We start from the raw sequence: 14,666 nt of genomic DNA, 5'->3' as shown, positions 1-14,666 counted from the left end.
GAGGACAAACCACCTGATGACTACCGGGGTGAACCGCCACCATCCAGATCAGGAAGGCAACTTCTCCAACTTAGCCGTCCCGCTTCACCGTGTCAAACCGGCTCGGCGCTCCGGTCTTCTGGAGCCCGTCTCCGTGGGCGCCCCGGGCCTCTCGGTCCGAGCCGCTCTCGGCGACGTCCAATAAGTTACGCAGACGTGAACGGAAACGCAAACCCGCAGGTGAACACCCCTAAACGCGTGATGGCGCCGGTGAGAGCCGGCGCCATCGTTGCGAGAGGTGGGTGATCAGGTGATCCGCACGCCCGCGAAGCTCTTCTTCCCGCGGCGCAGGACCAGCCACCCCCCGTGCAGGAGATCACCGGGCGCCGGCGTCCATTCGGGATCCGAGACCCGCTCGTTGTTGACGTACGCACCGCCCTCACCGACCGCCCGGCGCGCCGCGCCCTTGCTCTCGCTCAGCCCTGTGGCCACGAGCAGATCGACGATCGTCGTGGGGTGACCGGACGCGATCTCCACCGCGCCCGCGTCCTCGAGCGCCGCCGCCAGGGTGTCCTCGTCCAGCTCGCCGAGTTCACCGCGGCCGAACAGGGCCTGGGCCGCGGCCTGGACCGATTCGGTCGCGGCGACGCCGTGCACCAGGGTCGTCATCTCCTCGGCGAGACGCTTCTGTGCCGCCCGCAGGTGCGGCTTCTCCCGGGTGAGGGTCTCGAGCTCGTCGATCTCCTCCCGGCCGAGGAAGGAGAACCAGCGCAGGTAGCGCACCACATCGGCGTCGGCGGTGTTGAGGAAGTACTGGTACCAGGTGTAGGGGCTGGTCATGGAGGGGTCGAGCCACAGGCTCCCGCCACCCGTGGACTTGCCGAACTTCTTACCGTCCGCCGAGGTCACGAGCGGGACCGTCATGGCGTGGACCGCCTCGCCGTCGACCCGCCGGTTGAGGTCGACGCCGCCGACGATGTTGCCCCACTGGTCCGATCCACCCAGCTGCAGCGTGCACCCCATGGTCCGGCGCAGCTGCAGGAAGTCGTTCGCCTGGAGGAGCATGTAGGAGAACTCGGTGAACGAGATGCCGTCACCCTCGAGGCGCCGCTTCACGGTGTCGCGCCCGAGCATCGTGTTGAGCGAGAAGTGCTTGCCGACATCGCGCAGGAACTCGATCACCGTCATGTGTCCGGTCCACTGCATGTTGTTGACCACCCGCGCACCGGTGGGTCCCTCGGTGAGGTCCACGAACCGCTCCAGCTGCCCGGCGATCCGCTCGGTCCACTCGGCCACGGTGTCGGAGGTGTTCATGACGCGCTCGCCCACCTCGCGGGGGTCACCGATCATGCCGGTCGCGCCGCCGGCGAGGACGATCGGGCGGTGGCCCGCCAGCTGGAACCGACGGAGCGTGAGCAACGGGATCAGGTGACCGGCGTGCAGACTCGGACCGGTCGGGTCGAACCCGCAATAGAGGGAGACCGTCCCCTCGTCGAGGTGGGCGCGGAGCGCGTCCAGGTCGGTCGACTGGGCGATCAGCCCGCGCCACTGCAGTTCATCGAGGATGTCGTTGGTCACGGCCGTCATTCTCCCTCATCGCCGCGCCCGACCACCACAGGGCGGGTGACCTGCGGCGCGCGAGGGCTGCGACGGTAGGCGGAGACCTCCCGCGCACCGGCGAGCCAGAACCGCCACGGGCGGTCCGCTTCGCGGGAGACACCGACGCGGGGACCGGAGCGGACCTGATCGTCCGGAACCGGGTCGGGACGGAACCGGATCGACGACGACGGGTCCAACACGTCGGTGCCCCGCATCGACAGATCGATTCCGAGGGTGCGTCCGAGGTTGCCGGGTCCGCGGGCGGCGCGTTCGGCCGGGATGCCCGGCCGGCGGGTCCCCACCGTGTCGTGCCCGGCCTCGACCCGGGCGGCCCGCAGCAGCACTCCCCCGCCCTCGCCCGGGGGCCGACAGGTGATGTTCACGCACTGGTGCAGCCCGTGGCTGAGGTACACGTACAGATGCCCGGCGTCGCCGAACATCACCTCGTTACGGGCCGTCCGGCCGGGCCACGTGTGGGCGGCGGCGTCGGGGAACGGCGAGTCGGCCGGTCCCCCGTACGCCTCGACCTCCACGATCCGCACCGAGACACCCCCGTGCGTAAGGATCCCGCCGAGCAGCGACCGCGCCGCGTCGTGGGGAGCCGACTCACGGAGGTGCGAGCGGAACTCCCCGGGGTCCACCCCGTCCGCTGCGGCCCGGCTCACCCCCGACAGACGGGTCACTCCCCCGCGGCGCCGCCCGAGCGGGCGAGCAGGTCGGCGTGCTCGGAGTCGTCGACCGTCCTCGACTCGTCGACCAGTAGGACCGGGATGCCGTCGTCGATACGGTAGGCCCGGCGCAGGCGGGGGTTGTACAGCGTCTCGTCCCCGACCAGGAGGAGCGGCCCCTTGTCCTCGGGACAGGCGAGGATCTCGAGCAGACGGGCGTCGATCGTGGACATGCGCCTCACCCTACCCACGCGGCGAACTGATCGCGGATCTCGCCCAGCCGACGCCGCTGCTCGGCCACGGCCTCGGCCGCGGTCCCGCCGCGGGCGTTCCTCGACGCGACCGATCCGGTCACGGTGAGGACCTCGCGCACCTCGGGTGTCAGCGCGGGATCCACGGCCGCCAACTCGTCGTCGTCCAACTCGTCCAGTCCCACGCCGCGGCCCTCGGCCACCCGCACGCACTCACCGGCCGCCTCGTGGGCGACACGGAACGGGACGCCCTGGCGGACCATCCACTCGGCGATGTCCGTGGCCAACGTGTATCCCGCCGGCGCGAGTTCGGCGAGCCGCCCAGGGTGGAACTCGAGGGTGGCCACGAGCCCGGCCATCGCCGGCAGGAGCAGGTCGAGCTGCGCCACCGAGTCGAAGACCGGCTCCTTGTCCTCCTGCAGGTCCCGGTTGTACGCCAACGGCTGCGCCTTCAGCGTGGCGAGCAGACCGGTGAGGTTGCCGATCAACCGGCCGGTCTTGCCGCGCATCAGCTCCGCGACGTCGGGGTTCTTCTTCTGCGGCATGATCGAACTGCCCGTCGACCACTCGTCGGCGAGGGTCACGTACCCGAACTCGGGAGTCGACCAGGCGATGATCTCCTCCGCGAGGCGCGACAGGTCCACGGCGATCTGCGCGAGCACGTAGGCCGCCTCCGCGGCGAAGTCGCGCGAACTCGTCGCGTCGATCGAGTTGTCCGCCGCCCGGTCGAAACCGAGCTCCGCGGCGATCGCGTCCGGGTCGAGCCCCAGCGAGGAGCCGGCCAGCGCGCCCGAACCGTACGGCGACACCGCCAACCGCCGGTCCAGGTCGCGGATCCTGTCGAGGTCACGCAGGAGCGGCTGCGCGTGGGCGAGCAGCTGGTGCGACAACAGGACCGGCTGCGCCGCCTGGAAGTGCGTCTTGCCCGGCATGACCGTGTCCGGGTGGGCGTCGGCCTGCGCGACCAGCGCGTCCACCACGTCCAGCACGCCGGAGGCGACCGCGCGGACCGCGTCACGGAGCCACATCCGGAAGAGGGTCGCCACCTGGTCGTTGCGCGAGCGGCCGGCGCGCAGCCGTCCGCCGACCTCCGCCCCGACCCTGTCGATCAGTCCGCGCTCGAGGGCGCCGTGGACGTCCTCGTCCGACTCCGCCGGGACGAACGCGCCGGAGTCGACATCCGCCGCGAGCCGGTCCAGACCGTCGAGCATGGAGTCCAGATCCGGCCCGGTGAGCAGGCCCGCACGGTGGAGCACCCGCGCGTGCGCCTTGGACGCGCGGATGTCGTAGGGCGCCAGCTCCCAGTCGAAGTGGGTGGACTTGCTCAGCGCGGCCATGGCCTCGGCCGGGCCGCCCGCGAACCGCCCGCCCCACAGCGCACCGGTGTTGGTGCCGTGCCGGTCGTCGCGGCCCTCCTCGCCGACGTGCTGCCCGGCAGTCACAGGCCGAGGTCCCGCTTGGCGGCGATCTTGGAGCTCAGGCCGTGGAGGTTGACGAAGCCCTTGGCGTAGCTCTGGTCGAACGAGTCGCCCTCGTCGTAGGTGGCCAGGTTGAAGTCGTACAGCGACGAGTCCGACCGGCGGCCGTTGACGGTGATCGACCCGCCGTGCAGCACCATCCGGATGTCACCCGAGACGTGCTCCTGCGTGTTGTCGATGAACGCGTCGAGTGCGTACTTCAGCGGGGAGAACCACAGGCCGTCGTACACCGCGTTCGACCACGTGTCGGAGACACCGGACTTGTAGCGGGCGAGCTCGCGCTCGAGGGTGACATCCTCGAGGGCCTTGTGCGCGGTGATGAGGATCATCGCACCCGGCGCCTCGTAGACCTCACGGCTCTTGATGCCGACCAGGCGGTCCTCGACCATGTCGAGGCGCCCCACGCCCTGCGCGCCACCGCGGCGGTTGAGCTCCTCGATCGCCTCCAGCACGGTGACCTTCCGGCCGTCGATGGCCACCGGGACGCCCTGCGAGAAGGTCACGGTGACCTCGTCGGGGGCGGCGAAGTTGATCGTGGGGTCCTCGGTGTAGTCGTAGACGTCCTTGGTGGGGGCGTTCCACAGGTCCTCGAGGAAGCCGGTCTCCACCGCGCGACCCCAGACGTTCTGGTCGATCGAGAACGGAGACTTCTTGGTGACGTTGATCGGGATCTCGTTCTTCTCGGCGAACTCGATGGCCTTCTCGCGGGTCCACGCGTAGTCGCGGACCGGCGCGATCACGTCGAGGTCCGGGGCGAGGGCGCCGAAGCCGACCTCGAAGCGGACCTGGTCGTTGCCCTTGCCGGTGCATCCGTGCGCGACGGAGGTGCCGCCGTGCATCTTGGCCGCGGTCACCAGGTGCTTGACGATGAGCGGGCGCGAGATCGCCGACACGAGCGGGTACTGACGCATGTACAGGCCGTTGGCCTTGATGGTGGGGGCGCAGTACTCCTCGGCGAACTCGTCGCGGGCGTCCACGACGATCGACTCGACGGCGCCGCAGTCGAGGGCGCGCTGGCGGACGACGTCCATGTCCTCGCCACCCTGGCCGAGGTCGATGGCGACGGCGACGACCTCGGCACCGGTCTCCTTGCCGATCCAGCTGATGGCGACGGAGGTGTCGAGTCCGCCGGAGTAGGCGAGGACGACGCGATCGGACATGGTGTTCTCCTTGGTGTGTGCTGTGGGTCTGAGGGTTTGTGGCGTGCGGGCCGGAGGTGCGCGGCCGCCGGTCAGAGCTCGGTCAGAGCTGGCGTCGGGCCAGCCCGGAGAGCCGGTCGGCGAGCTCCGCGCCGGCGACCGGTTCGCGGGCCATGACGAATATGGTGTCATCCCCGGCGATCGTCCCGACGACGTCATCGAGGTTCGCGCGGTCCAGCGCGCTGGCGAGGAAGTTGGCCGCCCCCGGTGGGGTGCGCAGGACCGCGATGTTGCCGCTGTGGTCGGCGGAGACGAGCAGCTCCGAGAGCAGCTTGGTCAGTCGGTCGGTGCCCCCGGGGATGCCCGGGACGTGACTCCCGTCCTCCGGGATGACGTAGCGGCCCGCTCCCCCGTCGGCGGCGCGGAGTTTGACCGCGCCGAGCTCATCGAGGTCGCGGCTGAGCGTGGCCACCGCGACCGCGATGCCCTCCTCCGCCAGCGCCTCGGCGAGCTCGGTCTGGCTGCGGACCGGGCGACGCCGGAGGATCTCCGTGATGCGGGCGTGCCGCACCGTCCGACTCACGGCGCCGACCGCGGTCACGCCCGCTCCAGCAGCCAGACGAGCAGGGCCTTCTGCGCGTGGAGTCGGTTCTCCGCCTCGTCGAAGACGCGGCTGCGGGGTCCGTCGATGACCTCCTCGGAGATCTCGTTGCCGCGGTAGGCGGGCAGACAGTGCAGGACGATCACGTCATCCGAGGCCCGGTCAACCGCCTGCTGCCCGAGCTGGTAGCCGGCGAGATCGCGCAGGCGGTCCTGCGCGGACTCCTCCATGCCCATCGAGACCCAGGTGTCGGTGATGAGCACGTCCGCCCCCTCGACCGCCGAGTCGACGTCGGTCGTCAGGGTGACCGACCCGCCCGTGTCGCGGGCGATCCGTTCGGCGTCGGCGACGACCCGGCCCGAGGGCTGGTACCCGTCCGGGGCGGCGATGGTGATGTGGATGCCCGCCGTGGCGAAGCCGAGCAGGTACGAGTGCCCCATGTTGTTCGCGCCGTCGCCGAGGTACACGGCCCGCAGGCCCGCCGTGCGGCCGAAGTTCTCCCGGATGGTGAGCAGGTCCGCGAGGATCTGGCAGGGGTGGAACTCGTCGCTCAGCGCGTTGACGACCGGGACGTCGGAGTCCGCGGCGAGTTCGACGAGCCCGGCCTGGGAGTACGTCCGCCACACGATCGCCTCGACGTAGCGCGACATCACCTTCGCGGTGTCGGAGAGGGTCTCCCCCTTGCCCATCTGCGTGGACCCCGACTCCACGACGATCGCATTGCCCCCCAGCTGGGCGATCCCGGCGTCGAAGGAGAATCGGGTCCGTGTGGAGGTCTTGTCGAAGATGACGGCGACGGAACGGGGCCCCTCCAGCGGGCGCGCGGAGAACGGCGCCGCCTTGAGCTCCAGCGCCAGGTCCAGGACGTCCGCCTGCTCGGCGGGGCTGAGGTCGTCGTCGCGGAGGAAGTGCCGCACCGGCCGGGTGGTGTCGGGGGAACCGGTCATGACGAGGTCTCCTTCGGGGACGCGGTGTCGAGGATCGCGGGCAGCGCGGAGACGAACCGCGCGGCCTGCGCCTCGGTGAGGATGAGGGGCGGGGCGAGCCGGACCACGTCGGCGGCCGTCGCCCCGACCAGGTAACCGGAAGCCCGGGCGGCGTCCTCCACAGACTTCGAGACCGGGGCGGTGAGCACGATCCCCAGCAGCAGTCCCCGTCCGCGGACGTGGTCGATCAGCGGGTGGTCGAGACACTCGATCTCCGCGGCGATGATCTTGCCGAGCCGGTCGACGTGCGCGACGAGGTCGTCGGAGTCGATCGTGTCGAGCACGGCGAGAGCGGCGGCGCACGCCACCGGGTTCCCCCCGAACGTCGTGCCGTGCTGCCCCGCGGTGAGCAGCTCCCCGGCCGGCCCGATGCCGAGGCACGCCCCGATGGGCAGTCCGCCACCGAGGCCCTTGGCGAGGGTGATGACGTCGGGCACGACGCCCGCCTTGCGGGAGGCGAACATCGCCCCGGTGCGGCCGATCCCGGTCTGGACCTCGTCGGCGATCATGAGGATCCCGTGGGCGGAACACAGCGCGCGGACGTCGGCGAGGAACCCCTCGGGCGGCTCGACCACGCCACCCTCCCCCTGGAGGGGCTCCAGGATGACGGCGGCGGTGTCGCCCGGGGCCCGCTCCACCAGCTCCGTGAGCGCGTCGATGTCGCCGTACGGATAGAACTCGACTCCTGCGGGCATCGGTTCGAACGGCTCGCGTTTGGCGGGTTGCCCGGTCATCGCGAGCGCACCCATGGTCCGCCCGTGGAAGCCGTTCTCCGCGGCGAGGATCCGCGAGCGGCCCGTCCGGCGGGCGATCTTGAACGCGGCCTCGTTGGCCTCGGCACCCGAGTTGCAGAAGAACGCCCGTACCGGCTGGTCCACCGCGAGCAGCGACTCGAGACGCTCCGCGAGCCGGACCACCGTCGGGTGGATGTACAGGTTCGACACGTGCCCGAGTTCGGCGACCTGCCTGCTCACGGCGTCCACGACCGCCGGGTGGGCGTGGCCGAGCGAATTGACCGCGATGCCGCCGAGCAGGTCGACGTACTCGCGACCGTCCGCGGCGGTGACGGTCACGCCGCGCCCCGAGACCAGCTCGAGCGGCGGGGTGCCGTAGTTGCGCATCAGCGCGGCGTCCCACCGCGAGGTGAGGCTGTGGGTGGTCGTGTCGCTCACGCGTGCTCTCCTGCCGGTATGCGGGTCTCGTGGTCGCCCTCGGTCACCATCGTCCCGATGCCGCCCTCGGTGAGGATCTCCAGCAGGACGGAGTGCTCGACCCGGCCGTCGATGACGTGGGCGGCGCGCACCCCGCCCTGGACCGCACGCAGGCAGGCCTCCATCTTGGGGACCATCCCGCTCTCCAGGGAGGGCAGCAGACGTTCGAGGGGGCCTGTGCCCAGATGGGTGACCAGCGAGGACCGGTCGGGCCAGTTGGTGTACAGCCCCTCGACGTCGGTGAGGACGACGAGCTTCTCCGCCTCGAGGGCCGAGGCGAGGGCGCCCGCGGCCGAGTCGGCGTTGATGTTGTGGACGGTGCCGTCGGCGTCGGGGGCGATGGTGGAGACGACGGGGATCCGGCCGGCCTCGATGAGGTCGAGCACGGCGCGCGGGTCGACGGACTCCACGTCGCCGACGAGTCCGATGTCGGTGGGCCGCCCGTCGACCATCGCGGTCCGTCGCACGGCGGTGAACAACCCGGCGTCCTCGCCGGAGATGCCGACCGCGTACGGGCCGTGGGCGTTGATCAGTCCGACCAGTTCGCGCCCGACCTGGCCGAACAGCACCATCCGGACGACGTCCATGACCTCGGGAGTGGTGACGCGGAAACCGCCCCGGAACTCGCCCTCCAACCCGAGGCGCGTCAGCATCGAGGTGATCTGCGGGCCGCCGCCGTGTACCACGACGGGCTTGAGGCCGCACGTGCGCAGGAAGACCATGTCGGCGGCGAAGGCCTTCTTGAGGTCCTCGTCCACCATCGCGTTGCCGCCGTACTTCACCACCACGATCTTGTCGTGGAACTTCTGCAGCCACGGCAGTGCCTCGGCGAGGACGTGCGCGCGGACGAACGGCGTCAGCTCGGTGGACCCGTCGTTCATCACTGTGGTCATGTCATGCCTCTCCGGGCTGGTGGGGGATGGTCAGGGTGAGACGGATGTCGGCGCCGCCGCGGTGACGGAACCGGAATTCCGCGCCGTCCGCCGTGGGCGACGGCTCGGGCCACGGCCCGTCTCCGGAGTCGGGTCGGAAGACGAGGACCTCGATCGGGCCGACCTCGACCCCGGTTCGAGAGCTCATGAGCCCGGCGAAGTCCTCGGCCGCGGTGTGGGCCCGGACGAAGTCCGCCCCGGCGTCACCGGCACCGGGGCCCTCGAGGAGCACGACCGCCCGGGTCGAGGGCACCTGCGCGCTCCGGACGCTCCACTGCAGTTCGACCGCGTCCGCCCCATCACCCGAGACGTCCAGCGCCGCGACCGACCCGGCGGGCGCCGTCCAGATGACCGCGTCGGTCTCGGAGGCCCCGGTCCACCGCTCGAGGCCGTGCGCGTGGCCAGCGGGCGTCGCACCCGGAGCGGGCGCGTCGCTCACGGGGCCAGGCCGACCGTGCTGAGTCCCGCGGTCTCGGGCAGCCCGAGCGCCAGGTTCATCGACTGGATCGCGCCCCCGGCGGTGCCCTTGGCGAGGTTGTCGATCGCGGCGGTGATCACCGCGCGGCCGGCACGCTCGTCCACCTCCACACCCAGCTGGACGGCGTTGGAGCCGAGTACGGAGGCGGTCATGGGCTGCACGCCGGCGGGCAGGACGTGGACGAACGGCTCGGCCTCGAACGCCTTCGCGTACACCGCACGCAGCTCCTCCCCGCTCGCGGTGGTGGGGGCCACGGCGGTGGTGAGGATGCCGCGCGCCATCGGTGCGAGGACAGGGGTGAAGCTCACGGACACCTCCGCGTCGGTGACCGTCCGGAGGTTCTGGATGATCTCGGGGGTGTGACGGTGCGTGGTGACGCCGTACGCCTTGGCCGAACCCATGACCTCCGAGGCCAGCATGGGGACCTTGGCCGCCTTGCCGGCCCCGGAGGCGCCGGTCACCGAGACGATGGTGATGGCCGAGGCGTCCACCAGGCCCGCCGCGACCGCGGGGAACAGGGCCAGCGTGGCACCGGTGGGGAAGCACCCGGGCACGGCGACGCGCCGGGTGCCCCGCAGCGCCTCGCGCGCGCCGGGGAGCTCGGGCAGACCGTACGGCCACGACCCCGCGTGCTCGGACCCGTAGTAGGCCGTCCAGTCCTCGGCGCTGGTGAGCCGGAAGTCCGCGCCGAGGTCCACCACCAGGACGTCCGGTCCCAGCTGCTCGGCGATGGCCGCCGAGTGCCCGTGGGGCAGGCCGAGGACCACCACGTCGTGACCCGCGAGCGTCTGCGCGTCGGTCTCCGCCAGGACGCGGTCGGCGAGCGGCAGCAGGTGAGGGTGGTGCTCCCCCAGCGTCTGTCCGGCGTTCGACCCCGCGGCCAGGGTGCCCAGCTCGAGCTCTCCCGCCACGTAGGACGGGTGCCCCAGCAGGAGGCGGAGGAACTCCCCGCCCGCGTATCCCGAAGCACCTGCGACCGCTACCTTGATTGCCATACGCACGAGTATGCATCACCTTGCAATCTTTTGCACGCGCGGGGTCGGGTCCCGGCGGGCGGGGCGCCGCCCCGGCGGTCAGGCGCCCAGCTGACGCCGCCCCCCGGAGAACCGCCGCTGCCCCAGGTCCACCGAGCCACCCACGCGGCGCCCCTCCTCGATACCGGACATCCCGACCCGGCGACGGGTGCCCCGCACGGCGGTCGGGAACCGGCGACGCAGCTCCGCGTCCGCGCGCTGGGCGTCGGACCGAAGGACGAGCCCGGCCCCGGCCGCGTCCCGGCTCTCGGCGACGGCGCCCCGCTCCGCCGCCTCGAGCCGCCGACCGACCTCGTGGGCGAACCCGGTCATGAAGGACTTGCGGTGCGTGACGGCGGAGACGCCGGGGACCGGTCGCTGCCGGGCGGCCGCGGCGAGCATCACGCCCGTCAGGGCCCCGGCGAGCATCCCCACGCGCTCGACGTGGCGCCGGACGCCGACGACGTGGACGACTCGCGTGCCGTCGCCCCGCACGGCGGTGACGGCGCGGCAGTGCATCGCCGAGGCGAGCGCGGCGACGAGCCCCACCTGATCCGGCTGGTACCGACCCGAGACCACGTGGTCGAGGACCATGACCTCCGCCGCGGTGGTGTCGGGCCCGCCGCGGGCCAGCGCCTCGTCGACGCCGTACTTGGCCAGCAGCGCGTAGGCGCGCTCGAGGAGCACCCCCGCCTCGGGCGTGCCGGCCACGCTCTCGGCCTTGGCGAACAGTTTCCGGACCCTGTCCAGCGCCTTCTCCGGCGGTGGGGCGCCGTGGGCGTGGGGCGAGGTCGTGCGGGAGGAGGAAGAGGAAGAGGTGGCGTGGGAGGCGTTCATGATCTGCTCCTGGTCGTCTCGGCTGTCAGTCGGGACGGATGTTCGCACAGGTGTACGACAGGAGCGGTCCGGGAGCGGCGGCCGGTGTCGTCGACGCCGCGGGCGGGACCGTCAGCGATGCAGGAACCAGGTGTGGTCGAGAGGTCCGGAGCCGTGCCCGACCTCGAGGGTCAGTCCCCCGTGGAGGGCCCCGTCCATCCACGGTCGGACCCGCCGGTACGCCGCCTCCCAGTCCGGCGCGCCGACGCGCGCGGTGGCCAGCGCCGAGGACAGCGAGCACCCGGTGCCGTGGGTGTGTGGCGTGTCGACCCGCACGAACGGCAGCCGCAGCGTGGTCCGGCGGTCGCCCTCGGTCTCGACGAGGACGTCCTCGGCGCTACCGTCCTCGAGGTCCCCGGTGGTGGCGAGCACGGCGCACCCCGTCTGGTCGTGGACGAGTTCGGCCTGCCCGACGATGCCCTCGATGTCCGTCGCACCCTCGAGGCCGCACAGGACGGCGAGCTCGGGGACGTTGGGCGTGACCAGGTCCGCGAGGGGGACGAGATCGCGCAGCATCCGGGCGGCGTCCTCACTGGCGAGCCGCCCACCGGTGGTGGCCACCATGACCGGGTCGAGGACGACATGAGGGGGACGACGACGACGGAGCCAGTCCCCCACGGCCTCGACGAGACCCGCCTCCCCGAGCATGCCGATCTTGACGGCGTCGATCATCACGTCATCGGCGACCGCGTCGAGCTGGGCGATGACGTCGGCGACGGGCAGCGCGTGTACCCCGGTGACGCCCACGGTGTTCTGGACGGTGACCGCGGTGACGGCGCCCATCCCGTACCCGCCCATCGCGGCGACGGCCTTGACGTCCGCGAGCAGGCCCGCACCGCCGGAGGGGTCGGTACCCGCGATGCAGAGGATCCGCGGCACCCGCGGCCCGGGCGAGCGGGTGTCCGCCCGCGCCCCGGCCGGCCGCTCGTCCTCAGCCACGCAGGCTCGCCCCCACGGCCCGGGAGGCGGCCTCGACGGCCGCGTTACGCCAGGTGCTGGCCTCGTCCTCGGTGAGGGTCCGGTCGTCGGCGCGGAACGTCAGCGCGTAGGCCAGCGACTTGCGCCCCTCGCCGAGCTGCGCTCCGGTGTAGACGTCGAACAGGCGCACGCTCTCGAGCAGCTCCCCGCCGCCCTCGCGCAGCGCCGCCTCGACGTCGGCCGCCGGCACGGAGGCGTCCACCACGAGGGCGACGTCCTGGTTGACCGCGGGGTACGACGAGATCGTCGGGGCCGGCAGCACCTCGCGCACGCCGATCGCGGTGAGGTCCAGCTCGACCGCGCAGGACCGCGCGGGCAGTCCGAGCCGCTCACAGGCGGCGGGGTGCAGCTCGCCGGCGTGGCCGACCACCGCGCAGTCGACGAGCACCTCGACACACCGGCCCGGGTGCCACGGCGCGTGGTCGGCGGCCCGCACCTCGACCTCGGCGCCCAGCGCACGCCCGACGATCCGCGCGGCCTCCACGGCGTCGAGGGCGTCGGCGTCGCGGCCGGCCCCGAGGTGCCCCGCCGGCTCGCGCCGGCCGGTGTACAACGCCGCGACGTGCAGGGGCTGCGCGGGCAGGGAGGCGCTCAGTCTCTCGCGCTCCTCCGGCGTGGGCTCACGGTCGACCGGCAGCATCTCCACCGCGCCGGTGGTCGGGGTCCGGAACGACACCTGCGCGACCGAGAACACGGCGAGGTCGCGACTGCCCCGGGTGATGTTGCGGCGCGCGATCTCGATCAACGACGGCAATAGGGTGGTCGCGAGGTGCGCCTTGTCGCTCTCGAGGGGGTTGACCACGGACATCGTCCGGCGGCGCTCGTCGTCGTCCCCCAGCCCCATGTCGTCGAACACCGACGGGTCACAGAACGGGGACGTGAGCACCTCCACGTGCCCGGCCGCGGCGAGGGCGTGACCGACGGCGCGTCGCCCACGCTGCTCGGCGGTCAGGCCCCGGCCCGCCGGGGCGGTGGGCAGCACCGACGGGATGTTCTCCAGCCCCTCCAGGCGCAGCACCTCCTCCACGAGGTCGGCCGGCAGCGCGAGGTCGGGACGCCAGGTCGGCGGCGTGACCTCCAGCAGCACTGCGTCGTCACCGGCGACGGCGCAGCCGATCTGCTCCAGGCGCCTCCGGGCAGTCCCGGCCGGGTACCCGACGCCGGCCACGCGCGAGGGGCGGTCCGGGTCGAACGCGATCGTCGGCATGACCGGGGCGGACCCCACGTCCGTGAGCGAGTCCTCGACCGTGCCGCCGGTGATCTCGGCGAGCAGGGTGGCCGCGCGGTCCAGGGCGGCGATCGAGGCCGCCGCGTCGACCCCGCGTTCGTAGCGCTTGCCGGCCTCACTCGGCAGCTTGTGGCGGCGGATCGTCCGGAACACCGCGAGCGTGTCCCACACCGCGGCCTCCAACAGGACGTCGGTCGTCGTGTCCGAGACCTCGGTGGAGGCACCGCCCATGACGCCGGCCATCGAGATGGGGCCGGTCTCGTCGCAGATGACGACGTCCTCGGGGTCGAGGGTGCGCGTGACGTCGTCGAGCGTCACCAGGGTCTCCCCCGCCCGCGCACGACGCACGACGAGACCGCCCTGCACGCGGGCGGCGTCGAACGCGTGCATCGGGTGACCGAGTTCGAGCATGACGTAGTTGGTGACGTCGACGGCCGGGGAGATCGGACGCACGCCCGAGAGCAACAGGCGGCGGGCCATCCACCACGGGGTGCGCGCGGCCGGGTCCACGCCCGTCACGCGACGCAGGGCGAACCGCCGGGCACCGGACTCGGGGCTGACCTCGAGCGGCCACGTCTGCCGGTCCGACGGCAGACCCAGTTCGACGGCGGGGTCGGAAAAGTCGAGGTCGAAGCCGCACGCGAGCTCGCGGGCCAGGCCCCGCGCCGACAGGCAGTAACCACGGTCGGGCGTGACGTTGAGCTCGATCACCGTGTCGCGCTCGTCCGCACCGGCCGCGAGCACCGGGCCGGCCGGATCGCCGGGCTCCGCGGTCCCGGGGGCCAGCACGATGATCCCGCTGTGGTCGGAGCCGATCCCCAGTTCGGAGGCCGAGCAGATCATGCCCTCACTGGGCTTGCCGTACGTCTTGCGCTTGCCGATCTCGAACCCGCCGGGCAGCACCGTCCCCGGCAGCGCGACCACCACGAGGTCTCCGGAGGCGAAGTTCCGGGCACCGCACACGATCTGCTGGGGCTCGTCGGCCCCCACGTCCACCAGGCAGAAGCGGATGGGCTTCTTGAAGCCCTCGAGCTCCTCGATGCTCGCGACCCGGCCGATCGTGAGAGGGCCGGTGATCTCGGGGAGTTGCTCCGGCTCACCCTCCACCTCGAGGCCGACCCGGACGAACCCGGCGTCCAGCTCGGCGGGGCTCACGGACCAGCCGTCGTTGGCACGCTGCAGGATCTCGGTCAACCAGGACTGCGCAATTCGCACTGTGGGGGTCCTTCGTCTTGGTGTGGTGGGCTTG

At 72.2% G+C, this 14,666-nt stretch carries 14 protein-coding genes; all 14 read right to left on the bottom strand.

The features are described from left to right. Positions 1–285 precede the first annotated feature (285 nt). The gene (gene tyrS / locus RWK90_RS16565) at positions 286–1,557 is read right to left on the bottom strand and encodes a tyrosine--tRNA ligase (protein ID WP_314038726.1); all 1,272 of its coding nucleotides are present in this window, start codon (positions 1,555–1,557) and stop codon (positions 286–288) included. Between the two features lie 5 nt (positions 1,558–1,562). After that, a complete protein-coding gene (locus RWK90_RS16560; RefSeq protein ID WP_314038722.1) occupies positions 1,563–2,243 on the bottom strand; it encodes a DNA-3-methyladenine glycosylase in 681 nt (226 codons plus the stop codon). 14 nt (positions 2,244–2,257) lie between these two features. Continuing rightward, the gene (locus RWK90_RS16555; RefSeq protein WP_314038721.1) at positions 2,258–2,479 is read right to left on the bottom strand and encodes a Trm112 family protein; all 222 of its coding nucleotides are present in this window, start codon (positions 2,477–2,479) and stop codon (positions 2,258–2,260) included. 5 nt (positions 2,480–2,484) lie between these two features. Beyond that, entirely contained in the window at positions 2,485–3,939 is a 1,455-nt protein-coding gene (argH, locus tag RWK90_RS16550) for an argininosuccinate lyase (protein ID WP_314038720.1), read from the bottom strand. Further along, the gene (locus RWK90_RS16545; protein WP_314038719.1) at positions 3,936–5,135 is read right to left on the bottom strand and encodes an argininosuccinate synthase; all 1,200 of its coding nucleotides are present in this window, start codon (positions 5,133–5,135) and stop codon (positions 3,936–3,938) included. Before RWK90_RS16545 ends, argH begins: the two co-directional genes overlap by 4 nt. An 82-nt stretch (positions 5,136–5,217) precedes the next feature. Beyond that, positions 5,218–5,715, bottom strand: a complete 498-nt coding sequence (locus RWK90_RS16540; RefSeq protein WP_314038718.1) for an arginine repressor — start codon at positions 5,713–5,715, stop codon at positions 5,218–5,220. Continuing rightward, positions 5,712–6,662 carry an ornithine carbamoyltransferase gene (gene argF / locus RWK90_RS16535; protein ID WP_314038717.1) on the bottom strand — a complete coding sequence of 317 codons (951 nt, stop codon included), beginning with the start codon at positions 6,660–6,662 and terminating at the stop codon, positions 5,712–5,714. Before argF ends, RWK90_RS16540 begins: the two co-directional genes overlap by 4 nt. Then, positions 6,659–7,873 carry an acetylornithine transaminase gene (locus RWK90_RS16530; protein ID WP_314038716.1) on the bottom strand — a complete coding sequence of 405 codons (1,215 nt, stop codon included), beginning with the start codon at positions 7,871–7,873 and terminating at the stop codon, positions 6,659–6,661. Before RWK90_RS16530 ends, argF begins: the two co-directional genes overlap by 4 nt. Continuing rightward, entirely contained in the window at positions 7,870–8,805 is a 936-nt protein-coding gene (gene argB, locus RWK90_RS16525) for an acetylglutamate kinase (protein WP_314038715.1), read from the bottom strand. Before argB ends, RWK90_RS16530 begins: the two co-directional genes overlap by 4 nt. Position 8,806: 1 nt before the next feature. Then, complete coding sequence (locus RWK90_RS16520; protein WP_314038714.1) at positions 8,807–9,283, bottom strand: hypothetical protein; 477 nt, start codon at positions 9,281–9,283, stop codon at positions 8,807–8,809. Beyond that, positions 9,280–10,317, bottom strand: a complete 1,038-nt coding sequence (gene argC, locus RWK90_RS16515; RefSeq protein ID WP_314038713.1) for an N-acetyl-gamma-glutamyl-phosphate reductase — start codon at positions 10,315–10,317, stop codon at positions 9,280–9,282. The genes RWK90_RS16520 and argC overlap by 4 nt, the downstream gene beginning before the upstream one ends. 78 nt (positions 10,318–10,395) lie before the next feature. After that, a complete protein-coding gene (locus RWK90_RS16510; RefSeq protein ID WP_314038712.1) occupies positions 10,396–11,172 on the bottom strand; it encodes a DUF2786 domain-containing protein in 777 nt (258 codons plus the stop codon). 111 nt (positions 11,173–11,283) lie between these two features. Next, positions 11,284–12,150 carry a bifunctional hydroxymethylpyrimidine kinase/phosphomethylpyrimidine kinase gene (gene thiD, locus RWK90_RS16505; protein ID WP_314038711.1) on the bottom strand — a complete coding sequence of 289 codons (867 nt, stop codon included), beginning with the start codon at positions 12,148–12,150 and terminating at the stop codon, positions 11,284–11,286. Further along, positions 12,143–14,632 carry a phenylalanine--tRNA ligase subunit beta gene (gene pheT, locus RWK90_RS16500; RefSeq protein WP_314038710.1) on the bottom strand — a complete coding sequence of 830 codons (2,490 nt, stop codon included), beginning with the start codon at positions 14,630–14,632 and terminating at the stop codon, positions 12,143–12,145. Before pheT ends, thiD begins: the two co-directional genes overlap by 8 nt. Positions 14,633–14,666: the final 34 nt, after the last annotated feature.

Source organism: Dietzia sp. CH92 (genome assembly GCF_032248695.1).
Taxonomy (GTDB): domain Bacteria; phylum Actinomycetota; class Actinomycetes; order Mycobacteriales; family Mycobacteriaceae; genus Dietzia.
Note: the sequence above shows the minus strand (reverse complement) of the source record. Positions and strands in the feature narration are given on the sequence as shown.